This window comes from Amycolatopsis sp. NPDC026612 (assembly GCF_040638285.1).
Classification (GTDB): Bacteria; Actinomycetota; Actinomycetes; order Mycobacteriales; family Pseudonocardiaceae; genus Amycolatopsis.
The window spans coordinates 1-21408 of record NZ_JBEZYB010000021.1; the positions used below are offsets into that span (position 1 = coordinate 1).

Sequence of the window (21408 nt, forward strand, 5' to 3'; positions counted from 1 at the left end):
CCCTCTACCGACGCCGGGCCCTCCGCCCGCCCCCCTTAATCCACCCCCGACACGGGAACCGCGTCGGCCGACCGGCCGAGAAAGCGCTATCCCGGAATCAGGACGCCCACGGTGAGCTGACGAGCCAGCTCACGTCATCGCTGTAGGCGTTGGTGCTGTCGAACGTGTTCGAGCCGCCGTTGGCGGCGATGTACACGAGGTTGTCGTAGTGGCGGACGTACCGGTCGGAGAAGTTGAGCGATCGGAGCGACGCACCTTGACCGTTGCGGCCGGCCTCGGGACAGAAGGTCGCGTCCTGGGCGAACAGCGCACTCCCGTCGTTGGCCTGCAGGGACAGCTTGTAGTTCTGGTGCCGCAGGTACTGCCCGGCGACGTTCTTCGACTCGAACGAAACGCAGGAACCGCTGCCGAGCCCGGCCCGGACGGTCCAGGACGCGTTGCCCTTTTCGGTGGCGGAGCTGCCACTGCCGATGACCGCGGTGTCCACTGTGGATCCGGTGTGGTGGATGTAGCGGTCGGTGCAGCAGGCGGTGGTGGCGCGCAGCGAGACGGACGTGCCCGGCGTCAAGCCGGTGTTCGCGGAACCGGTGGCGTAGCCGGCCGCGGTGATGTTGGCCTGCACGGCGTTCTCGGTGGCGTCCGACGGATAACCGGATGTCATCACGCCTTCGTAGAAGGTGCCACGGGCGCCGACGCTGTTGTCGCCGCCGATGCCCAGGATGATGGCCCCTTCCTTCTTCATCGGGTTGTAGCCCGAGACGTTGGGCCGCACGCCGTCGTAGAACGTCGACACGCCACCGGACTGCGCGTTGCCGCCGCGGATGGCCCACCGGTTCTGGCCGCCCTTGATGATGGCGGTCAGGAAGCGGTGGCTGATGCTCGGGTCGTTGGCGTTGTAGTGCTGGTTGACCCCGGAGAACAGGCCGTTCTCGAGGTCGGCCATGATCCACGGGCCGTTGCCGGCGCCGTAGCCCCAGACCTTGATGTTGCCGAAGTAGATGGCCTCCATCGTGCCGTTGCCGTTGTCCCGGCTGTTGCGCTCGGCGTTGCCGTAGTCGAAGCAGCAGCCACCGTTGTAGTGCGTACCGTCGAAGATCGCGTACATGCCCTCCGGCTGATCACCCGTGGCGACGCCGTTGGTGTTGTTGTTGCGGTAGCCGGTACCGGGAGCCACGTAGACGCCGTAGGCCTTGTGGCCGCCGACGGTGATCGGCGCCGCGGTGGCGTTGGCGAGGTTGTCGTACCCGCCCGCGGCCGGGCCGTTGAAGCCGCCTGGCGGTGCCTGCGTGAGACGGTTGTTCCGGCCGGACTGGTCGTAGATGACCGTGATCAGGCAGGTCGTTCCCGCGCAGAAGGAATCCTGCGTCGCGGCGTTCGCCACGCCGCCCGCGGCCAAGGGGGCGATGTCGCGCGTGGCGCTGTCGGACGCGCGCCGGACTTGGTACAGCGGTCCGGTGTAGGCGCCGTACAAGGCCCTGGTGGTGCTGTGCGCGGCGACGCACGGCGTGCCGCCGGCCGCGTAGATGTCGCACGGCCCTTGGGTTGCCGCCTGCGCTGTGCCGCCACCGGTCAGCAGACCGGTGACGAGCGCGCCGGCGGCGACGAGGACCGAGGCGATGGCTCGTGGACGTGCGGATCTCGGCTGTCGTGCCATTAATGATCTCCCGTGGTGTACGGAAATCGTCGAATCGACAGGTGCGCGGGTCGGCGACATTGCCAACCTCCTCCTCGATCACCGACACGCTGGAACGGCACAAGCGGAGCGATTGTGAGCGCTAACATAACGCTCCGGTCGGCGGAGTGCAACGGTCAGTTTCGCCGCCGGAATTCCTTGGGCCCCTTGCCCTCCGGGCCGCGCGGTAAGGGTTCGGTAATCACCGGACGACCCGATGACCGCTACCGTCAGGCGATGCTTCACTCACGATGGTCGCGTGCCGCCGGATACGCCGTGCCCGGGCTCGTGCTGGCCGGCTTCGGGGTGGCACACCCGCTCGCACTGGCTCCGGCCAGCGCACCGTGGTGGACCACCCTGCACGTCGTCCTGCTGCCGGTGTTCCCCTTGCTCGCGGTGGCGCAGTGGCTCCTGCTTTCCCCCGCACCCGCGGTGCTTCGCCACCCCGGCCGGCTGGCGGCGTTCGGCTTCGCGGCGTTCTACGGCGGGCTCGACGCCGTGGCCGGCATCGCGGCCGGGACCGTGGTCCACGCCCAGCACGCCGTCACCCCGGTCACCGGAGCGGTGTTCGGCATCGGCGACACTCTCGGCCACGTCGGCGCGCTGTGCTTCCTGGCCGCCAATGTCCTGATCGTCGCCGCGGTCGCGCGGGAAGCGTCGTGGCGGGCCGCGCCGGGTGCCGTGATCCTGCTGGCCGCCAGCGTTTCCTTCTTCGACAGCCACATCTTCTGGCCACGGGGCGTGGTGACGATGCTCGGCGTCGCGCTGGGGATGTTCCTGCTGCGCGCGGTCCGGAAACCGTTGCCGGCTCAGGGATCCGGCGGCGAACGGGCGCTCTGAACGAGCCCCGCCCCTACGCGCTCGCGGTTTTGGCCTCGTCGTAGCGGGCCTGGGCCGCCAGCACGGCCGGAACGCCGGCTTCGAGGACCTCGATCAACCCCCGCAGCCGCTGCGCGACTTCCCGTCCGGCGGAGGTGAGGCTGTACTCGACGTGCGGCGGGATCGTCGGCCGCGCTTCCCGGTGCACGAAGCCGTCGCGCTCGAGCGCCTGCAGCGTCTGGGCGAGCATCTTCTCGCTGACCCCCTGCACCCGGCGGCGCAGGGCGTTGAACCGGAACACGCCGTCGTCGAGCGCGACGAGCGCCAGCACCCCCCACCGGCCGGTGACGTGCTCCAGCACCGTGCGGGACGCGCACGCCACGGTGAACACGTCGGCGATCAGCGCCTCGTGCTCGGCGTCGGTCACGCCGTCACCTCGTCGTCCGTCCACGCCTCGATACTACCCAAGAGTTCGCACGATGGATGTGACAGCACTAACAAGGAGTTGGTACTTTCTAAAAGTTAGTACATGCTCCAAGTGACCGGTACTTGAAACTTCAAGGAGTCCTCATGATCGTCGTCACCGGCGCCACCGGCCACCTCGGCCGCCTCGTCGTCGAAGGCCTGCTCGAGAAGCTGCCCGCCGACCAGGTCGTCGCCGCGGTCCGCACCCCGGAGAAGGCTGCCGACCTGGCCGAACGCGGCGTCGACGTCCGGCACGCGGACTACACCGAGCCCGAAAGCCTGGTCACCGCGTTCAAGGACGCCGACAAGGTGCTGCTGGTCTCCAGCAGCGAGGTCGGCCAGCGCGTCGCGCAGCACCAGGCGGTCATCGAAGCGGCGAAGCAGGCCGGTGTCCGGCACCTCGTCTACACGAGCGCGCCGCAGGCGACGACGTCGGCGCTCGTGCTGGCCCCGGAGCACAAGGCGACGGAGGACCTGATCCAGGCCTCCGGCCTGATCGCCACCATTCTCCGCAACAACTGGTACCACGAGAACTACGCCGACACGATCAAGCAGGCCGTCGAGACCGGCAGCTTCGCCGGCAGCGCCGGCGAAGGCCGGGTCGCCAGCGCCACCCGCGCGGACTACGCCGCGGCCGCGGTCGCCGTGCTGACCGGTACCGGCCACGAAGGCAAGATCTACGAGCTCGCCGGGGACGTCGCCTGGTCGAACGCGGAGCTCGCCGCCGAGATCGGCCAGGCCACCGGCCGCGAGATCGGCTACGTCGACCTCCCGGCCGTCGAGCACGCCAAGGTGCTCGCCCAGGCGGGCCTGCCGGAGCCGGTCGCCGGCTTCCTGGTTGCCCTGGACGCCAACATCAAGGACGGCTTGCTCGCCGAGACCACGGACGACCTGCGCACCCTCATCGGCCGCCCGGCCACACCGATCGGCGTCACCGTGGCCGAGATCGCCCGCTGAACCCGGTCACGGTGGGGAGTCCCCGGGCGGGACTCCCCACCGGCGTCACCCGGGCCGGCCGGGGTGACGCTGCGAAACGCTGTTCTCCCGCAACGGCGGCTGCCACACCCGGGGTCCCGGGGACGCGCCGTCGTCGCCCGGCTGGTCGAGCGGGTCGGTCCCGTTCTGCCAGCGAGCCCAGTGAGCCGCGCACATCCTCCGCCAGAGGGCCGGCTCGTCGCACTGGTACCGGCGGCAGGTCGGTACCCGTTCCTGGTGCTCGCTCACGTGTCGCTCCACTCGCCATCGAACGTTCCGCGTTCAACTACCACAGCGACGGTGGCGTTGTCGATCCTCGGCCTCCCGGAAGCAGCGCTCGGCAGGACCGTTCGAGATCGCCGTGGTTAACCCTCAGCTAACCGGGAAAGCCCTCTGGACCGCCGGCCCCCGGCGGCGCCAACCCCGGACGACGGAGGGAATCTCGTGTTCCGTCACACGAAGCTGCTGCAGTTCGAAGCCAAACCCGAAAAGCCCGACCCCGTCTACGCCCACAAACTCCAAGAACTCATCGGCGGCGCCTTCGGCGAAATGACCGTGACCATGCAATACCTGTTCCAAGGCTGGAACTGCCGCATCGAAGGCAAGTACAAAGACCTCATCATGGACACCGCCACCGAAGAAATCGGCCACGTCGAAATGCTCGCCACCATGGTCGCCCGCCTCCTCGAAGGCGCCCCCGCCACCGCCACCGCCGAAGCCGTCAAAGACCCCGTCATGGCCGCCACGATCGGCGGCATGGACCTCCAGCAAGCCATCGTCGCCGGCGGCGGCGCCCTGCCCGCCGACAGCAACGGCTACCCCTGGAACGGCCGGTACATCATCGCCTCCGGCAACCTGCTCGCCGACTTCCGCGCCAACGCCGCCGCCGAAGCCCAAGGCCGCCTCCAAACCGCCCGGCTGTACAACATGACCGACGACCCCGGCGTCAAAGCCATGCTCAAATTCAACCTCGCCCGCGACACCGTCCACCAAAAACAGTGGCTCGCCGCCATCGAAGAACTCAAAGCCGACGGCCTCGAAGGCGACATCGCCCCCGACGCCCTGCTCGACGAAGAAGACCAGACCCACAACCACACCATCTGGCACCTCTCCGACGGCCCCGACGGCGCCAAAGGCACCAGCTGGACCACCGACGCCGGCATCGAATACCTCATGGACCCCGAACCCCTCGGCGGCCCCGGCACCGCACCCAAACCCGACCCGGCGCTCTTCGGCACCTACTCGCCGCTCCAGGACGCGAAGGGCACCGCGAAGGGCAAGGCCAAGGAAGTCAAGAACAAGCTGACCTGACGCCGCCGGCGCGGGACCACCGTGCGTACGGCGGTCCCGCGCCGGGTGCTGCGTCCGGGTGAGGAGGCCGACGTCACCGGTTCGGGCCCGCCGTGCTGGGTATTCCCGCAGGACATCCCTCGCACCTGTGGAGGCCCTGTGCAGCCCTGGCCCGGTTCCCCCTACCCGCTCGGGGCCGATTACGACGGCGTCGGCACCAATTTCGCGCTCTTCTCCGAGGTCGCCGACCACGTCGACCTCTGCCTGTTCGCCCCGGACGGAACCGAGACCCGGATCCGGCTGCCGGAGGTCGACGGCTTCGTCCACCACGGCTACCTGACCGGGGTCGGCCCCGGCCAGGAGTACGGCTTCCGGGTCCACGGGCCCCACGACCCCGCCCGTGGGCTGCGGTGCAATCCCGCCAAGCTGCTGCTCGACCCGTACGCCAAGGCCGTCACCGGCCGGGTGGACTGGGACGAGTCCGTGTTCGGCTACCGGTTCGGCCACCCCGAGGAGCGCAACGACGCCGACTCGGCGGCGCACACCGTCCGCGCGGTCGTCGTCAACCCGTACTTCGACTGGGCCAACGACCGGCCCCCGAACGTGCCGTACAACGAGAGCGTCATCTACGAGGCCCACGTCCGCGGGCTGACGAAGCTCCACCCGGACATCCCGGAGGAGCTGCGGGGGACGTACTCCGGGCTGGCGCACCCGGTGATGATCGACTACCTCAAGACCCTCGGCGTCACGGCCGTCGAGCTGATGCCGGTCCACCAGTTTCTGCACGACCACGCCCTCACCGAGCGCGGCCTCGCCAACTACTGGGGCTACAACACCATCGCCTACCTCGCGCCGCACAACGAGTACGCCGCTTCGATCCTGCCCGCGACGCCGGGCAGCGAGGTGCACGAGTTCAAGGCGATGGTCCGGACGCTGCACGAAGCGGGCATCGAGGTCATCCTCGACGTCGTCTACAACCACACGGCCGAGGGCAACCACCTCGGCCCCACGCTGTCCATGCGCGGCATCGACAACCAGGCCTACTACCGGCTGGTCGAGGACGATCCGCAGTACTACATGGACTACACCGGCACCGGGAACTCGCTCAACGTGCGCCAGCCGCACACCCTGCAGCTGATCATGGACTCGCTGCGCTACTGGGTCACCGAGATGCACGTCGACGGTTTCCGGTTCGACCTCGCCGCCACGCTCGCCCGCGAATTCTACGACGTCGACCGGCTCTCGACGTTCTTCGACCTGGTGCAGCAGGACCCGATCGTCAGCCAGGTGAAGCTGATCGCCGAGCCGTGGGACGTCGGCCCCGGCGGCTACCAGGTCGGCAACTTCCCGCCGCTGTGGACCGAGTGGAACGGCGCCTACCGGGACACCGTCCGCGACTTCTGGCGCGGCGAGCCGTCGACGCTGGGCGAGTTCGCGTCCCGCATCACCGGCTCGTCGGACCTCTACCAGAGCGACGGCCGCCGCCCGTTCGCGTCGATCAACTTCGTCACCGCGCACGACGGCTTCACGCTGAACGACCTGGTGTCCTACAACGAAAAGCACAACGAGGCCAACGGCGAGGACGGCCGTGACGGCGCCGACGACAACCGGGCGTGGAACTGCGGCGCGGAAGGCCCGACCGAAGACGAGAAGGTCCTCGACCTGCGGGCGCGCCAGCGCCGCAACATGATCGCCACGCTGCTGCTTTCGCAGGGGGTGCCGATGCTCCTGCACGGCGACGAGCTCGGCCGCACCCAGCAGGGCAACAACAACGCCTACTGCCAGGACAACGAGCTGTCCTGGGTGGACTGGTCGCTGCTGGAGCGCAACCGCGAGCTGTTCGAGTTCACCTCGGCCGTCGTCGACCTCCGCCGCCGGCACCCGGTGTTCCGCCGTCGCCGGTTCTTCGCCGGCCGGCCGATCCGCCGGGGCGACGAACTGCGCGACATCGCCTGGTTCACCCCCGCCGGCGACGAGATGACCGACCAGGACTGGGAGGCCGGCTTCGGCCGCAGCATCATGGTCTTCCTCAACGGCACGGCGATCCCCGACCTCGACGCCCGCGGCGAGCGGGTGGTGGACGACTCGTTCCTGCTCTGCTTCAACGCCCACGACGACGACATCACCATGACCGTCCCCGACGGGGAATACGGCGACGAGTGGGCGATCGTGCTCGACTCCGCGACGGGCGAGGTGTTCCACCGGTCCGTCGGCGGCGTCCTGGTCGGTGGCGTGGCCGGCGACCAGCTCGCGACGCCCCGCACGCTGCCGGGCAAGGGCACGCTGGTGGTCGGCGGCCGGTCCCTGACCGTGTTGCTGCGCACCAAGGAACAGGGCGCGTAACGCCGTTCACGCGGGGTAGCCGGGACGCAGCGGGCCGACCCGGCCCGGCTACCCCGCGTGAACGAGAGGCACCCATGGACAAGGCGACACACCACCTCGAAGTCCGGGCACCGGCACAGGCCTGCTATGACTGGTGGCGGCCGCTGACCCGGCTCCCGGAGATCTTCTCCGACGTCGAATCGGTCGAGGCGGTCACCGGCGACGGGGCGCGGACGCGCTGGAAGGTGGCGGGCCCGGCCGGTTCGACCGTCGAGTGGGAAGCGCGGATCACCGAGGACTCCCCGCCGCACCGGCTCGCGTGGACCACGGTGGCGGAGTCCGATCCCGACGTCACGAACTCCGGGGTCGTCCGCTTCGAAGACAAGGGCGACGGCGTCACCGAGCTGGAAGTCAGCCTCGAGTACTCGCTGCCCGGCGGGAAGCTCGGCGAAGCGGTCGCGGCGCTGCTGGCGAACCCGCAGCGCAAGGTCGAGCGCGCCTGCACCGAGTTCAAGCGGATCATCGAAACCCGGTGACACGCGGGACGTCGGCGGGCCATGACGAGCAGCCGCCGACGTCCCCTTGGTGACCACGCGCGGTGCGTGGGTGGTCAGCCGAGGCCGGGACCCCGGGCGGCGTGCGGCCCCGGGCCGGTGCGCCCGGCCCGGGCGGTCAGCAGGCCGAGGGCGATCATGCCGACGCCCAGGACGAGGTGCAGCCAGTTGTCGGCGTTGTTGACGGGCACGAAGTTCGCGTCACTGCCGCGGTCGATGAGCAGGCCGTACAGCCAGAGCACCAGGTAGACGGCACCCCCGCCGACGAGGAACAGCCGGGCGGCGCGCGGGGTGCGGGCCGAGGCGAGCCCGGCGATCCCGAACAGCAGGTGGACGATGTTGTGCAGCACCGAGACCATGAACAGGCCCAGCAGCATGGCCATCGAGTCGTGGCCGGCGAAGCTCAGCTGGTCGTAGTGGGTGGTGACGCCCGGGATGAAGCCGAGCACGCCGACCAGCAGGAAGACGACCGCGACAACCGCGGCGGCGACCTGCACGGGCGTTCTGGTGCGGGGATGGGTGGCGGTGGACATGGCGGTTCCTTTCGGCGGTCCGCGCCGCGCCCGGACCGTGGTCCGGCCGGTGGACGGCGCTACGCCGGACGGCATACCCAGCCGGACCGCCGCCAAGCGCCGGTCCGGGTCTCACTGACGTTGCAGTTGCGCTTCACGGACACCCAAGCGCCGTGTCAGGCTGTCGAGGACCCGGCAGGAAATGGCCGATCGGAGCACTCGCCGTGGCCGGCGTCGCGGTGTCTTCGCGGATGTCGTCGACAAACAAGAAGGACGAGTGCCTGTGCGCCGTCCTGCACCCGGCCGGCTGATCCCGCAAATAGGCGCGTCCCGCGTGTGTATCCGCCTCCGGCCGGGGTACGCGCGTGGGACAACCATCCTCGCAGCCCAGTGGGAGTCCGATGACCGACACGGTGGCACGCCCGGCTCCGATCCCCCACCGGCCGGTGTGGCGGGGGCAGCGCGGCGCGACGATCCTGAAGACCATCCGCACCACGGACCACAAGACGATCGGGGTGCTGTACCTGACGACGTCGTTCGGGTTCTTCCTGATCGGCGGCCTGACCGCGTTGCTGATGCGGGGCGAGCTGGCCCGGCCCGGCCTGCAGTTCCTGTCGCCGGAGCAGTACAACCAGCTCTTCACCATGCACGGCACGATCATGCTGCTGCTCTACGCCACGCCGAACCTGTTCGGGTTCGCCAACTTCGTCCTGCCGCTGCAGATCGGCTCGCCGGACGTGGCGTTCCCCCGGCTCAACGCGTTCTCCTACTGGCTGTACCTGTTCGGCGGCACGGTCGTCCTGTCCGCCTACGCCACGCCCGGCGGCCCGCCCGACTTCGGCTGGACCGCGTACACGCCGCTGTCCAACGCCATCCACAGTCCCGGCGTCGGCGGGGACCTGTGGATCGCGGGGCTGATCGTCACCGGTCTCGGCACGATCCTCGGCGCGGTCAACATGATCACGACCGTCGTGTGCCTGCGCTGTCCCGGAATGCTCATGTGGCGCATGCCGATCTTCACCTGGAACATCCTGTTCACCTCGATCCTGATCCTGCTCGCGTTCCCGATCCTCACCGCGGCGCTGTTCGGGCTGCTGGCCGACCGGCACCTCGGCGCGCACGTGTTCGACCCGGAGAACGGCGGCGCGATCCTGTGGCAGCACCTGTTCTGGTTCTTCGGCCATCCCGAGGTGTACGTGGTGGCGTTGCCCTACTTCGGGATCGTCACCGAGATCATCCCGGTGTTCAGCCGGAAGCCCCTGTTCGGCTACAAGCTGATGGTGTTCGCGACGATCGGGATCACCGGGCTGTCGGCAGTGGTGTGGGCGCACCACATGTTCGCCACCGGTGCCGTCCTCCTGCCCTTCTTTTCGATCACGACGTTCCTCATCGCGGTACCGACCGGGATCAAGTTCTTCAACTGGATCGGCACGATGTGGAAGGGGTCGATCACGTTCGAGTCGCCGATGCTGTGGTCGATCGGCTTCATGGTGACCTTCCTGCTCGGCGGCCTGACCGGGGTCATCCTCGCGTCCCCGCCGCTGGACTTCCACGTCCACGACACCTACTTCGTCGTCGCGCACTTCCACTACGTGCTCTTCGGCACCATCGTCTTCGCCACCTTCGCCGGCATCTACTTCTGGTTCCCCAAGATCACCGGCCGGATGCTCGACGAAGGACTGGCGAAGTGGCACTTCTGGACGACGTTCATCGGCTTCCACACGACGTTCCTCATCCAGCACTGGCTCGGCGACGCGGGCATGCCGCGCCGCTACGCCGACTACCTGTCCAGCGACAACTTCACCTGGATGCACACGGTTTCCACGATCGGCGCCTTCATCCTGGGCCTGTCGGTGCTGCCGTTCATCTGGAACGTCTTCAAGAGCTACCGCTACGGGGAGCCCATCGACGTCGACGACCCGTGGGGGTACGGCAATTCGCTCGAGTGGGCCACCACCAGCCCGCCACCCCGGCACAACTTCCTCGAGCTGCCCCGCATCCGCTCCGAACGCCCCGCGTTCGAGCTGCACTACCCGCACATGGTCGAGCGGATGCGCGCCGAAGGCCACGTGACCCGCGGGCACCCCGACGGCGCCGCGAGTCCGGCCGAAGTGGCGGCCGCCACCATCCAGCCCGACGAACAGGGCGAAAGTGACGACCCCCGCGGCCGCTGACCCCGGCCCGCCGCTGCGGACGTGGGAACGGCGGCGGCTGCGCGGGATCGAGCGAGGACTGCGGGCGGGCGGCGCCTGGGCGCGGCCGGCGCTGTGCCTCGGCCTGGACGCCGCCACGCTCGTGCTGCTGGCCGCCGGGATCTTCGTGGCGCTGCCGTGGTTGTTCGCCGGGTGCGTCGCGGCCAACCTCGCCGTCTGCCTGCACTTCGAGCGGAGCAGCCGGCCCATCCGACGAGGAGGAAACGCATGTCCCAGGTGACCGTCGACGACCTGCGCGGGCTGCTCGGGTCGGACCTGCCGGACCCGGTACTGGTCCTGACCGGAGGCCGGCTGCGGGTCGAGCCGTCCGACCGGCGGACCGCGGGCGCGAGCGAGGTGATCACCCGCGGCGACCTGCGGGAACGACTGGGGGACGCGGCCGCGGACCGGGATCTGGAGCTCGTCGCCGCGACGCTCACCACGGCGATGGTCCAGCGCGGCGGCTGAGCGCCGGAAAGCCGCCGGAACCGAGGGGTTCCGGCGGCTTCCTTGTGCAGCTCAGAGGATCGGCGCCCCACCCGTCACCGCGACGCGGGCCCCGGACACGTAACTGCCGTCGTCGGAGGCCAGCAGCACGTACACCGGCGCCAGCTCGGCGGGCTGGCCGGCGCGGCCCAGCGGCACCTGCTCACCGAAGGACTTCACCTGCTCCTCCGGCATGGTGGCCGGGATCAGCGGCGTCCAGATGGGGCCGGGCGCGACGCTGTTGGCCCGGATGCCCTTCGGGCCCAGCAGCTGCGCCAGCGCGGCGGTCATGTTGGCGATGCCCGCCTTCGTCACGTCGTAGGGCAGCAACTGCGGGGTCGGGTTGTCGGAGTTCACCGACGAGCTCCCGATGATCGACGCCCCCGGCTTCATGTGCGGCACCGCCGCCTTGGCGAGGTGGAAGAACGCGCTCAGGTTGATGGCGAGGGTGCGGTCCCACTCCTCGTCCGGGATCTCCTCGAGCGTTTCGTGGCTCATCTGGAAGGCGGCGTTGTTCACCAGGACGTCGATCCGGCCGAATTCTTCGACCGCGCGGGCGACGAGGGCCCGGCAGTGCGCCGGGTCGGCGACGTCGCCGGGCACGACGACGGCCTTGCGCCCGGCTTCCTCCACCCAGCGCCGGGTCTCTTCCGCGTCCTCGTGCTCGTCCAGGTAGGAGATCAGCACGTCGGCGCCTTCCCGCGCGTACGCGATCGCCACCGCGCGGCCGATCCCGCTGTCCGCACCGGTGATGAGCGCGGCCTTGCCGGTCAGCTTCCCGGAGCCGCGGTAGGTGTGCTCGCCGTGGTCGGGCCGGGGCGTCATCGCGGCGGTCGTCCCGGGTGGGGTCTGCTGCTGGGCGGGCTGCTCGGACACGGTGGCTCCTCGGATACGGGGTTGGATCTCCCGTTCCGGGTTCCCGGCGCAGGGCGATTCACACTTGTCATCATCTGGATGACATGTTGATGCGCACCGACCCGTTCCGTGAACTGGACCGCCTCACCCAGCAGGTCCTCGGTACCGCCGGAACCTGGTCGAAGCCGGCCGCGATGCCGATGGACGCCTACCGCGCCGGCGACGAGTTCGTGGTCTGCTTCGACCTGCCCGGCGTCGCCCCGGACGCCATCGAGCTCGACATCGAGCGCAACGTGCTGACCGTCAAGGCCGAGCGCCGCCCGCTCCCCGGCGGCAACGACGTGGAGATGCAGGTCTCCGAACGGCCGCTCGGCGTCTTTTCGCGCCAGCTCTTCCTCGGCGAAAGCCTCGACACCGACCACATCGCCGCCGACTACGAGTCCGGCGTGCTGACGCTGCGCATCCCGGTCGCCGAGAAGGCCAAGCCGCGGCGCATCGAGATCAGCGGCGCCCAGTCCGACCGGAAGGAGATCCAGGCCTGACGGGCGAACGATGAACGACCAGGTCCGTGGCGCGGCGGAGAAGATCTTCGCCGCGGCCGCCACCCGGCAAGAGGCGGTCCTCGTGACCCGGGCGGTGCACGCGGTCAAGAACGGCCGCCCGACCGACGTCGCGCTCACCGACACCGCGCAGCACCGGCGGCGCAGGCTCGCCCACGTCGTCGGCTGCGCGCTGTGGGACCCGGCCCTCGACGCGGACGAGGTGCTCGCCGCCGTCGTCAACGCAGGTCGCGCAGCCCCGCGCGAGCGGCAACCCGCAGCGGCCGCCTGACCCCGCGCGAAAGCTCAGTGCGGCGCATCGGTGCGGCGGACCGTCACCGACGGTCCGTGCCCGGTGCCGGACAGCGGGATCGAGCCGAACCAGTCCAGGCACACGACCATCGCGTCGTCCTCGGCCTGGCTGCCGTGGCGGCGGGTGGAGAGCTCCCGCAGCATCGCGCCGGGGACGTGCGCGGCCGGCAGGCCGGCGGTCGCGATCACCACCTCGGCGAGTTCGCGGTCACCGTAGAGCTCGCCGTGCGGGCCGAGCGCGTTGTAGACGCCGTCGCTGACGAAGACGAACCGGTCGCCGTCGGCCGCCTGGAAGCCTTCGAGCGCGTAGATCGTGGCGTCGAACGTGCCGAGCGGGAGCTGTTCGTCGAAGTGGATCCGCTCGGCCTTCCCGTCCCGCAGCCGCCAGAGCCGGGGCGAGCCGGCGTCGACCACGGCCACCGCGCCGGTGCGGAGGTCGAACTCCAGCAGCAGCGCGGCCACGTGCTCGGCGCCGCGGTAATGCGCGTAGACGGCTTGGTCGGCGAGTTCGGCCTGCGCGTCGAGCGGGATCCCGGCGCGCCGGGCGTTGCGCAGCGCGTTGATCGCCAGATTGGTCAGCAGGGCCGCTTCGCTGCCCTCTCCCATGCCGTTGATCAGCGTGACGGCGAGCTTCCGGGCAGACGCCGACCAGTCGAAGCAGTCGCCGTAGATGGCGTAGGCGGGCTCGAGCTGACCGCCGAGCGCGAATTCGGCGCGGGTGCAGGCGCGCCCGGGCAGCAGCTGCCACTGCATCTCCGCGGCCAGCGTGAGCCGCGAGGAACGCCGGGCCTGGATGTAGAGGTCGGTGTCCCGGTCGGCGACGAACAGCTCGTGGGCCACCACTTCGGCGAACCGCTCGAGCTCGGCCCACACCGGCGGTTCGGGATCGTGGGGCAGGGTGACGGCGAGGACGCCGATCCGGTCGCCGCGGACGCTGACCGGCAGGTAGCCGGTGACGCGGTCGCCGTCGCGGGCGAACGTGGCCGCCTGGGCCAGGAACGCCGCACCTGGGGTCGTGCCGTCGACGGGAACCGGCTCCGCCGTGTAGGGCACTTCACTCACCTGGCACAGCTCGGTCAGGGCGTAGTCGGCCATCAGCAGCTCGACCGCCTCGGCGCCGAAGTGCTCGGCCAGTCCCGAGCGCAACGCGCCGGGCAGGTCGTGCGGCGGTACGTCACGGAGGAGACGCTCCACCGCCAGGGATCTGTCCAACGCCTGCCTCCTGCTCAGGGGTGCGCGCGCCGGCGCCGGTCCGTCGAGTCTGCGCCGTTCCGGCGGGCCGGTCCACGGCGATCCGCGCGGGCCGTGCTGCCGGTTCAGCATAGGGATGCCACAGTGGACGCCGTGGATCGATCCCGCGAGCACGCCGCCCCGGACGGGACGGCTGCCGTGTCGGACCTGGCCCGGCTCTTCGAGTCGGTGGTCGAGCGCGAGCGGGAGGTGTCGGCGCGTCCGCTGTCGGTTTCGCAGCTGCGCGCGGTCGTCGCCCTGGATCGCCACGACGGGGTCAACCTGCGGGAACTCGCCGAGCAGCTGGGCTCGACGCCGCCGCTGGTGAGCAGGCTCTGCGACCGGCTGGAGGCGGTCGGCTTCCTCGAACGCCTGCCCAGCGCGCGCAGCAGGCGGGAACTGACGCTGCGGCTGTCCGACCGCGGCCGCGCGTACCTGCAGGACCTGCGGGCGCGGCGCCGGGACCACGTCGAGGCGTTGCTGGCGAAGATGACGCCGGCGGGCCGGACCGCGCTGGCCGCCGGACTGGCGGAATACCGGGCGCTGGCGGAGGCGAGCGGGAAAACCCCCGATTTGCATCGCTGACACAACTGTTGTTATATGGCAATACTTAGGTAGGCGTACAGCAGAGCGCGCCCCGACCACCGGAGGAGGAGTCGGTGCTGGGCACGGACGACAGCCAGGTCCGCACGGTCTTGGCGCGCATGCTGGAAGAGGACCGGGCCGCGCTGGCCCGCGACTGGGCCGGGCAGGAGCCGCGCGACGGCGACCGGAGCGGCCAGGAACTGCGCCGCGAGGCCGTCGCGTTGCTGGACGCCCTCCGGGACGCGCTGAGCGGCACGCTCCCGGTGTCCCGGATCGCCGACCAGGACCCCGCGGTGCGGGACGCACTGACGTCGCTTTCGGAGCGCCGGGCCCGCGCCGGCGCGCAGCCGTCGGCGACGGCCATGGCGATCCTCGCGCTCAAGCGCACGATGCTGAGCGCGATCGAGCGGCACACCGACGACTCCGCCTTGCGCTACCGGGCCGCGTTGCTGGTCAACGAGCTCCTCGACAGCGCGGGGGTGCTGACGTTCGAGGTCTACTGCGCCGGCCGGGAACGGATCATCCGCGAGCAGCACAGCCAGATGCTGGAGCTGTCCACGCCGGTCGTGCGGTTGTGGCGGCACGTCCTCGCGGTGCCCCTGATCGGCACGCTCGACAGCGCCCGGACGCAGGTCGTGATGAACAGCCTCCTGGAAGCGATCCAGGCGAACGAGGCACGGGTGGCGATCATCGACATCACCGGCGTCCCGACCGTCGACACCGCGGTGGCCCACCACCTGCTGCAGACCGTCAGCGCCGTCCGGCTGATGGGCGCGGAGTGCGTGATCAGCGGCATCCGCCCGTCGATCGCCCAGACCATCACCCAGCTGGGCATCGACCTCTCGCACATCGTCACCCGCGGTTCGCTGGCCGACGCGCTGGCCACCGCGATGCAGCTGCTCGGTGACAACGGCCGCCCGGGCGCGGTGACCGGGTGAACGCCGGCCTGCCGATCCTGCGGCTCGGGGACATCCTGCTCAGCGGCCTGATGAACGACCTCGACGACAAGACCGCCCTCGCGTTCACCGACGAGCTGACCACGCGGATCGCGAACGAAGGCATCCGCGGCGTCATCATCGACATCTCCCGGCTGGAGATCATCGACTCGTTCGTCGCCCGCGTGCTCATGGAGCTGGCCGGCACCGGGCGGCTGCTCGGCACGCGGATGGTCGTGGCGGGGATGCGCCCGGCCGTCGCACTGACCCTGACCGAGCTCGGGCTCCAGCTCACCGGCGTCCGGACCGCCCTCAACGCGGAACAGGCGATGGAACTGCTGGGCTGGCGCCGTCCCACCGAGGTCGCCGAAGAGGCGCCTCATGCTTCCTGACGAGCGGACCGGCCACGGGCACGACGTCCCCTCCCGCGAACACCCCGTCCGGGTGGAAGAGGACCTCCTCGCCGCCCGCCACGCCGTGCGGGCGGCCGCGGTCGCCGCCGGTTTCTCGATCGTCGACCAGACGAAGATCGTCACCGCGGCCAGCGAGCTCGTCCGCAACGCCTACATCCACGGCGGCGGCGGCACCATGACCGTCGGTGTCGCGCGGAACCCGGCCGGGCGGCTCGGGATCCGGCTCCGGGTGCGCGACGAGGGACCCGGGATCGCCGACGTCGACCAGGCGATGACCGACGGGTTCAGCACCGGCGCCGGCCTCGGGCACGGCCTCGGCGGCACCCGCCGCCTGGTCGACGACTTCCACCTCGACACCGCACCCGGCCGTGGCACCACCGTCACGGTCGTGCGCTGGAAACGATGACCGCCACCGCGCCCGCCCTGACGCGCCAGATCCGCGTCGAGCACTCCAGTGCCGGGTACGCCGCCGCCCGCGTCGCGCGCGAAACCGCGCAGGACGCCGGGCTGCCGGGCGTGCTGGCCGACCGCGCCGCGGTCGTCGCCGCCGAACTCGCCGGCAACATCGACAAGCACACCACCGGCGGCTCGGTGTTCGTGCAGCGGTCGCTCACCGGGCGCGGGGTCGACGTGCTGGCCGCCGACGACGGCCCCGGCATGGCCGACCTCGACCACTGGCTGCTCGACGGGAACACGACCACCGCCACCCTCGGCACCGGCCTCGGTGCGGTGAAGCGGATGGCGACCGAATTCCGGATCACCTCGTCGCCCGACACCGGCACGCTCGCCGCCGCCCGCCTGTTCGACCCCGCCTCGCCGCCGTCCCACCGCGCGATCGGGCACTTCCGCCTGGCGCGTGACGGCGAGGACTACTGCGGGGACGCCGTCGCGCTGGCCGACGTCACCGGCAGCCGGACCGCCGTCGTCGCCGACGGGCTCGGCCACGGACCCGACGCCGCCGAAGCCGCGGACGCCGCGCTGCGCGTGTTCACCGAGAACCCGGACCGCCCGCTGCCCCACCAGCTCACGAACATGCACCGGGCCCTGCGCACGACCCGCGGCGCTGCGGTGGCGCTCGTGCGGATCGCGCCGCGGCGGCTCGAGTTCTGCGGCGTCGGCAACGTCAGTGGCGCGAGCGTCGGCGGCGGACCGTCCCGGCTGCTGCTCAGCACCCCCGGCATCGTCGGCTTCACGCTGCCGTCGGCGCCGGTCCGGCACGTGCCGCTGGCCGACGACGATGTCGTGGTCCTGCACACCGACGGCGTCGGCACCGGCTGGCGCGTCCCCGGCCGGGCCCCGGACCTGCTGCTGCTCGCCGCCGACCTCGCCCACCGCCACCGGAACGCGCGTGACGACGCCGCCATGCTGGCCCTGCGCGCGGACCGGGCCGGCTGATGCGCCCCGACCTGGCCCGCATCCGGCGGCGGCTGCGCACCGCGTGCGTCGAAGCCGGTGTGCCCGCCGACGACCGCGGGCGGCTGGTGCTCGCCGTGACCCTGCTCGCCGAGCCCGCCCTCACCGCGGGCGAAACCGTCGACGTGGCGACGGCGGCCTCGGACCGGCGGCTCGCCGTCACCGTGCGGCTGGACCACGCCGTGAGCCAGCACAGCCGCGATGCCCTGCCACTGCTGCCCGAACGGGGCGACGGCGAGACCCTCACCTGGCACCTCGCCGGCGGCAGGCCCGCGGCTCCGGCCGATCCCGACGACGACCGGGCGACGCGCGAAGAGATGCTCGCGCTGATCGCCCGGGCCGACGCCCTAACCCAGGACCAACGGGACCTGAAGCACGAACTCGCGGAGACGAACAGCGGCGTGCTGGCGATGTACGTCGAGCTCGAACAGCGCGACGAACAGCTCCGCCGCGCGCACGCGGCCATCTTCCGCGAGCTGGAGGACGCGCTGCGCCCGCGGCCGCCCGCCGTGCCGGGGTTCGAGCTGGCCGTCCACTATTCGCCGACCGACCAGGACTCCCCGACCGGCGGCGACCTCTACGACTGGTTCGTGCTGCCCGACGGGCAGGTCCACGTGACCCTGGTCGACGCGGTCGGCCACGGCGTCACGTCGACCCGGCACGCCCTCACCGTCACCCACGCGATCCGCACGCTCGTCCTGGAGGGCCACCCGTTCCCGGACCTGATCGCCCGCGCCTCCCACACCCTGGCGGCGATCGAGCCGGGGCTGATGGCCACGGTCCTGCTCGCCCGCATCGACCCGGTGACCGGCCGCACCCGCTTCGCGAACGGCGGCCACCCGGAGCCCGTGCTCGTCACCGGAGCCGGGCCGGCGCGGCTGCTGCCCGCCCCGGTGCCCGGCCGCGGGGTCGGTTTCCCCGATCCGGGCAGCCGCCGGCTCGTCGAGGTGGTCCTCGACCCGGGCGACACCGTGCTGCTCTACACCGACGGCCTGGTGGAGAGCCGCAAGGACGTCGACGAAGGACAGGCCCGGCTCCTGGCACTGGCCACGGCCCACCGCACCCGGCCGGCCGCGGAACTGCCCCGGTACCTGGTGACCCGGATGCACGACGTCGTCCTGCACGCCGACGACACGGTCGTCCTGGCCCTGCGCCGCACGGCAGCGCGGCGGCCCTGAGGCGTAGCTTTCACGTGAAAGCTACGCCTCACACCGCAACTGATTGCGCTCGCCATTGCCGGGTACCCGGGCCTCGATGCCCACCTCGACCACCACCGCGCGCGTGCGGGCGCTTTCCGCCGGCACTGAACGCCCGGGCCGTCCCCCGGTCGTGCTGCTGCCCGGCCTCGGCGCGCCCGGCTACCTCGTCGACACGTTGCACGGGTGTGCCGCGGCCACCCGGAGCCACCTGCTCGACGTCCCCGGCTTCGGCGGGCCGGGCCCCCTCACGTGCGAGCCGGAGATCGAGGCGATCGCCGGCACCGTCACCGCCTGGCTGGACCGGCCGGCTGTCCTGTTCGGACACTCGACGGCCGCGCAGGTGGCCATCGCCGTCGCGCTGCGGCGGCCGGACCTCGTCCACGCGCTCGTCCTGGCCGGGCCGACGTTCCCGCCCGGGCTGCGCCGCCTCGGCCCCCTGTCCGCGGCGTTCCTGGCCGACGTGGTCCACGAGTCGCCGTCGGCGCTGCCCGGCACGGTCCCGCACTACCTGCGCGCCGGGCCCCGGCGGCTGCTGCGGATGATCCGCTCGGCCCAGCGGGACGCACCGGAACGGGCGATGCCGCTGCTGCGGTGCCCCGTCCTGGTCGTGCGCGGCCGCCGCGACACGCTGAGCCCCGAGCCTTGGGCGCGTTCCCTCGCCGAGGCCGCCCGGGACGGTTCGTTCGTCACCGTTCCCGGCGCGCACACGTTCCCGGCGCGGTCCGGCGGGGTGACGTCGGCGTTGATCACGGAGTTCGCCCAGGGTTAGCCGCAGTGGGCCCGGGTATGCGCCGGCGACCCATCGGAAGGAGGCGCTGTGCGTGCGATGGTCTACCGCGGGCCGTACAAGGTCCGCGTCGAAGAGAAGGACATGCCCGCGATCGAGCACCCGGGGGACGCGATCGTCCGGGTGACGCTGGCCGCGATCTGCGGTTCGGACCTGCACCTGTACCACGGGATGATGCCCGACACGCGCGTCGGCATGACGTTCGGGCACGAGTTCATCGGCGTGGTCGAGGAAGTCGGGTCCGGGGTGCGGAACCTCAAGCGCGGTGACCGCGTCATGGTGCCCTTCAACGTCTACTGCGGCACCTGCTGGTTCTGCGCGCGGGGGCTGTACTCCAACTGCCACAACGTGAACCCGAACGCCACCGCCGTCGGCGGCATCTACGGCTACTCCCACACCTGCGGCGGGTACGACGGCGGGCAGGCCGAGTTCGTCCGGGTGCCGTTCGCCGACGTCGGGCCCACGGTGATCCCCGGCTGGATGGACGACGAAGACGCCGTCCTGCTCACCGACGCGCTCGCCACCGGCTACTTCGGCGCCCAGCTCGGCGACATCGTCGAGGGCGACGTCGTGGTGGTCTTCGGGGCCGGGCCGGTGGGCCTGTTCGCGGCGAAGTCGGCTTGGCTGATGGGCGCGGGCCGGGTGATCGTCATCGACCACCTGGAGAACCGCCTGGAGAAGGCCCGCACCTTCGCCCACGCGGAGACGTACAACTTCACCGAGTACGACGACATCGTCGTGCACCTGAAGAAGCTCACCGGCCACCTCGGCGCCGACGTCGCGATCGACGCCGTGGGCGCGGAGGCCGACGGCAATCTGACCCAGCACATCACCTCGTCGAAGCTGAAGCTGCAGGGCGGCTCGCCGGTGGCGCTCAACTGGTGCATCGACGGCGTCCGCAAAGGTGGCACGGTTTCGGTGATGGGCGCCTACGGCCCGATGTTCAGCGCCGTCAAGTTCGGCGACGCGATGAACAAGGGCCTCACGCTGCGGATGAACCAGTGCCCCGTGAAGCGGCAGTGGCCGCGGCTGTTCGAGCACATCCGCAACGGCTATCTGAAGCCGAGTGACATCGTCACCCACCGCATCCCGCTCGAGCACATCGCCGAGGGGTACCACATCTTCTCGGCCAAGCTGGACGGCTGCATCAAGCCACTCATCGTCACCGACGCCGGCTGAGGAAGGAACGACCATGACCTACACGTCGGAGCGGCCGCCGATCGCCGAATCGAGCGAGAGCCTGCGCGCCCGGATCCCGGGCTGGGGCGCGGACCTGGACCCGAAGGACCGGCCGTCGGTGCCGAAGCTGCAGTGGCAGGACGACGAGAGCGGCGCCCACTGGGAGTTCCCCGAACGGCAGCCGGAGAAGTGGCCGCGGGAACGGTCGATCGAGCACGAGTTCCTGACCCCGGTCTTCGGGACGTCGTGCCCGCCGAAGGGCCTTTCCGGGGCGATGCGCAAGTTCTCCTACCGGAAGTACAGCGAAGGGCGCGCGGCGCACTGGCTGCTGCTGCTCGCCGCCGACCGGGTGGACGCCTGGGAGAGCCACCTGCGCTCGTTCGCCACGCTCCGCCCGGACAACCCGGTCACCGAGACCGGCGTGCTGAGCGAGTTCACCCGGCACGGTTTTTCCTCGCGGGTGGGCAAGAAGCGCGCCGACGTCAAGCACCACCTGGCGGACCCGATCATCATCGCGGGCCCGTGGGTGCTGGCGGCCGGGCTGGCCTATTCGGCGGTCCGGAAGGTGCTGGGGTGGCGCCGCCGGTGATCGGACGGCGCCGGCTGGCGGGGGTCCGGGAAGCGAAGGGATTGTCGCGCGCCGGCACGGGTACGCACGGCTGACCGCCACCGAG

General features: G+C 71.0%; 25 protein-coding genes. 19 read left to right on the forward strand and 6 right to left on the reverse strand.

The window, feature by feature from the left end:
• Nucleotides 1–97: 97 nt before the first annotated feature.
• Nucleotides 98–1654, reverse strand: coding sequence for an alpha-L-arabinofuranosidase B (locus AB0F15_RS20650; RefSeq protein ID WP_360272396.1), 1557 nt, complete (start codon nucleotides 1652–1654; stop codon nucleotides 98–100).
• A 255-nt stretch (nucleotides 1655–1909) separates the two neighbouring features.
• Between AB0F15_RS20650 and AB0F15_RS20655 the strand changes: the two genes are divergently transcribed.
• Nucleotides 1910–2512: a hypothetical protein gene (locus AB0F15_RS20655; RefSeq protein WP_360272399.1), complete on the forward strand. Its 603-nt coding sequence runs from the start codon at nucleotides 1910–1912 to the stop codon at nucleotides 2510–2512.
• A 13-nt stretch (nucleotides 2513–2525) separates the two neighbouring features.
• Here AB0F15_RS20655 and AB0F15_RS20660 read toward each other — a convergent pair whose 3' ends face one another.
• Nucleotides 2526–2918, reverse strand: coding sequence for a helix-turn-helix domain-containing protein (locus AB0F15_RS20660; RefSeq protein WP_360272723.1), 393 nt, complete (start codon nucleotides 2916–2918; stop codon nucleotides 2526–2528).
• 143 nt (nucleotides 2919–3061) lie between these two features.
• On the opposite strand from AB0F15_RS20660, the gene AB0F15_RS20665 reads away from it, so the two are divergent.
• Nucleotides 3062–3913, forward strand: a complete 852-nt coding sequence (locus AB0F15_RS20665) for an SDR family oxidoreductase (protein ID WP_360272402.1) — start codon at nucleotides 3062–3064, stop codon at nucleotides 3911–3913.
• A 45-nt stretch (nucleotides 3914–3958) separates the two neighbouring features.
• Here the strand turns inward: AB0F15_RS20665 and AB0F15_RS20670 are convergent, their stop codons facing one another.
• On the reverse strand, nucleotides 3959–4180 hold the full coding sequence (locus tag AB0F15_RS20670; protein WP_360272405.1) for a hypothetical protein: 222 nt from the start codon (nucleotides 4178–4180) through the stop codon (nucleotides 3959–3961).
• 195 nt (nucleotides 4181–4375) lie between these two features.
• Between AB0F15_RS20670 and AB0F15_RS20675 the strand changes: the two genes are divergently transcribed.
• The 3 genes from AB0F15_RS20675 to AB0F15_RS20685 all read left to right on the forward strand — a co-directional run bounded on the left by AB0F15_RS20675 (nucleotide 4376) and on the right by AB0F15_RS20685 (nucleotide 8079).
• A complete protein-coding gene (locus AB0F15_RS20675) occupies nucleotides 4376–5242 on the forward strand; it encodes a manganese catalase family protein (protein ID WP_360272408.1) in 867 nt (288 codons plus the stop codon).
• 138 nt (nucleotides 5243–5380) lie between these two features.
• Nucleotides 5381–7564 carry a glycogen debranching protein GlgX gene (gene glgX, locus AB0F15_RS20680; RefSeq protein WP_360272411.1) on the forward strand — a complete coding sequence of 728 codons (2184 nt, stop codon included), beginning with the start codon at nucleotides 5381–5383 and terminating at the stop codon, nucleotides 7562–7564.
• Nucleotides 7565–7638: 74 nt separating this feature from the next.
• Entirely contained in the window at nucleotides 7639–8079 is a 441-nt protein-coding gene (locus tag AB0F15_RS20685) for an SRPBCC family protein (protein ID WP_360272414.1), read from the forward strand.
• Nucleotides 8080–8153: 74 nt separating this feature from the next.
• Here the strand turns inward: AB0F15_RS20685 and AB0F15_RS20690 are convergent, their stop codons facing one another.
• The gene (locus AB0F15_RS20690) at nucleotides 8154–8630 is read right to left on the reverse strand and encodes a DUF4383 domain-containing protein (protein WP_360272417.1); all 477 of its coding nucleotides are present in this window, start codon (nucleotides 8628–8630) and stop codon (nucleotides 8154–8156) included.
• A 380-nt stretch (nucleotides 8631–9010) separates the two neighbouring features.
• Here AB0F15_RS20690 and ctaD point away from each other — a divergent pair, with 380 nt between their 5' ends.
• From ctaD to AB0F15_RS20705, 3 genes are read left to right on the forward strand one after another with little or no spacing between them, the layout of a single operon-like run.
• Entirely contained in the window at nucleotides 9011–10783 is a 1773-nt protein-coding gene (gene ctaD, locus AB0F15_RS20695; protein WP_360272420.1) for a cytochrome c oxidase subunit I, read from the forward strand.
• A complete protein-coding gene (locus tag AB0F15_RS20700) occupies nucleotides 10761–11042 on the forward strand; it encodes a hypothetical protein (RefSeq protein ID WP_360272423.1) in 282 nt (93 codons plus the stop codon). The genes ctaD and AB0F15_RS20700 overlap by 23 nt, the downstream gene beginning before the upstream one ends.
• Entirely contained in the window at nucleotides 11030–11269 is a 240-nt protein-coding gene (locus AB0F15_RS20705) for a hypothetical protein (protein WP_360272426.1), read from the forward strand. Before AB0F15_RS20700 ends, AB0F15_RS20705 begins: the two co-directional genes overlap by 13 nt.
• A gap of 51 nt (nucleotides 11270–11320) precedes the next feature.
• On the opposite strand, the gene AB0F15_RS20710 is transcribed toward AB0F15_RS20705, so the two are convergent.
• Nucleotides 11321–12163, reverse strand: coding sequence for an SDR family oxidoreductase (locus tag AB0F15_RS20710; protein WP_360272429.1), 843 nt, complete (start codon nucleotides 12161–12163; stop codon nucleotides 11321–11323).
• Nucleotides 12164–12246: 83 nt separating this feature from the next.
• On the opposite strand from AB0F15_RS20710, the gene AB0F15_RS20715 reads away from it, so the two are divergent.
• A complete protein-coding gene (locus AB0F15_RS20715; RefSeq protein ID WP_360272432.1) occupies nucleotides 12247–12684 on the forward strand; it encodes an Hsp20/alpha crystallin family protein in 438 nt (145 codons plus the stop codon).
• A gap of 10 nt (nucleotides 12685–12694) precedes the next feature.
• Nucleotides 12695–12973: a hypothetical protein gene (locus AB0F15_RS20720; RefSeq protein ID WP_360272435.1), complete on the forward strand. Its 279-nt coding sequence runs from the start codon at nucleotides 12695–12697 to the stop codon at nucleotides 12971–12973.
• Nucleotides 12974–12987: 14 nt separating this feature from the next.
• Here AB0F15_RS20720 and AB0F15_RS20725 read toward each other — a convergent pair whose 3' ends face one another.
• Nucleotides 12988–14205 carry a PP2C family protein-serine/threonine phosphatase gene (locus AB0F15_RS20725; protein ID WP_360272438.1) on the reverse strand — a complete coding sequence of 406 codons (1218 nt, stop codon included), beginning with the start codon at nucleotides 14203–14205 and terminating at the stop codon, nucleotides 12988–12990.
• 177 nt (nucleotides 14206–14382) lie between these two features.
• On the opposite strand from AB0F15_RS20725, the gene AB0F15_RS20730 reads away from it, so the two are divergent.
• The 9 genes from AB0F15_RS20730 (at nucleotide 14383) to AB0F15_RS20770 (ending at nucleotide 21323) form a co-directional block, all read left to right on the forward strand.
• The gene (locus AB0F15_RS20730; RefSeq protein WP_360272725.1) at nucleotides 14383–14808 is read left to right on the forward strand and encodes a MarR family transcriptional regulator; all 426 of its coding nucleotides are present in this window, start codon (nucleotides 14383–14385) and stop codon (nucleotides 14806–14808) included.
• A gap of 74 nt (nucleotides 14809–14882) precedes the next feature.
• On the forward strand, nucleotides 14883–15746 hold the full coding sequence (locus tag AB0F15_RS20735) for an STAS domain-containing protein (protein WP_360272441.1): 864 nt from the start codon (nucleotides 14883–14885) through the stop codon (nucleotides 15744–15746).
• Nucleotides 15743–16135: an STAS domain-containing protein gene (locus AB0F15_RS20740; RefSeq protein ID WP_360272444.1), complete on the forward strand. Its 393-nt coding sequence runs from the start codon at nucleotides 15743–15745 to the stop codon at nucleotides 16133–16135. The genes AB0F15_RS20735 and AB0F15_RS20740 overlap by 4 nt, the downstream gene beginning before the upstream one ends.
• Complete coding sequence (locus AB0F15_RS20745; RefSeq protein ID WP_360272448.1) at nucleotides 16125–16562, forward strand: ATP-binding protein; 438 nt, start codon at nucleotides 16125–16127, stop codon at nucleotides 16560–16562. Before AB0F15_RS20740 ends, AB0F15_RS20745 begins: the two co-directional genes overlap by 11 nt.
• On the forward strand, nucleotides 16559–17551 hold the full coding sequence (locus AB0F15_RS20750; protein WP_360272451.1) for a SpoIIE family protein phosphatase: 993 nt from the start codon (nucleotides 16559–16561) through the stop codon (nucleotides 17549–17551). The genes AB0F15_RS20745 and AB0F15_RS20750 overlap by 4 nt, the downstream gene beginning before the upstream one ends.
• Entirely contained in the window at nucleotides 17551–18747 is a 1197-nt protein-coding gene (locus AB0F15_RS20755; protein WP_360272454.1) for a PP2C family protein-serine/threonine phosphatase, read from the forward strand. The genes AB0F15_RS20750 and AB0F15_RS20755 overlap by 1 nt, the downstream gene beginning before the upstream one ends.
• A 76-nt stretch (nucleotides 18748–18823) precedes the next feature.
• Nucleotides 18824–19537: an alpha/beta hydrolase gene (locus AB0F15_RS20760; protein ID WP_360272457.1), complete on the forward strand. Its 714-nt coding sequence runs from the start codon at nucleotides 18824–18826 to the stop codon at nucleotides 19535–19537.
• Nucleotides 19538–19594: 57 nt separating this feature from the next.
• The gene (locus AB0F15_RS20765; RefSeq protein WP_360272728.1) at nucleotides 19595–20734 is read left to right on the forward strand and encodes a zinc-dependent alcohol dehydrogenase; all 1140 of its coding nucleotides are present in this window, start codon (nucleotides 19595–19597) and stop codon (nucleotides 20732–20734) included.
• Nucleotides 20735–20747: 13 nt separating this feature from the next.
• Nucleotides 20748–21323, forward strand: a complete 576-nt coding sequence (locus AB0F15_RS20770) for a hypothetical protein (RefSeq protein ID WP_360272460.1) — start codon at nucleotides 20748–20750, stop codon at nucleotides 21321–21323.
• Nucleotides 21324–21408 lie beyond the last annotated feature (85 nt).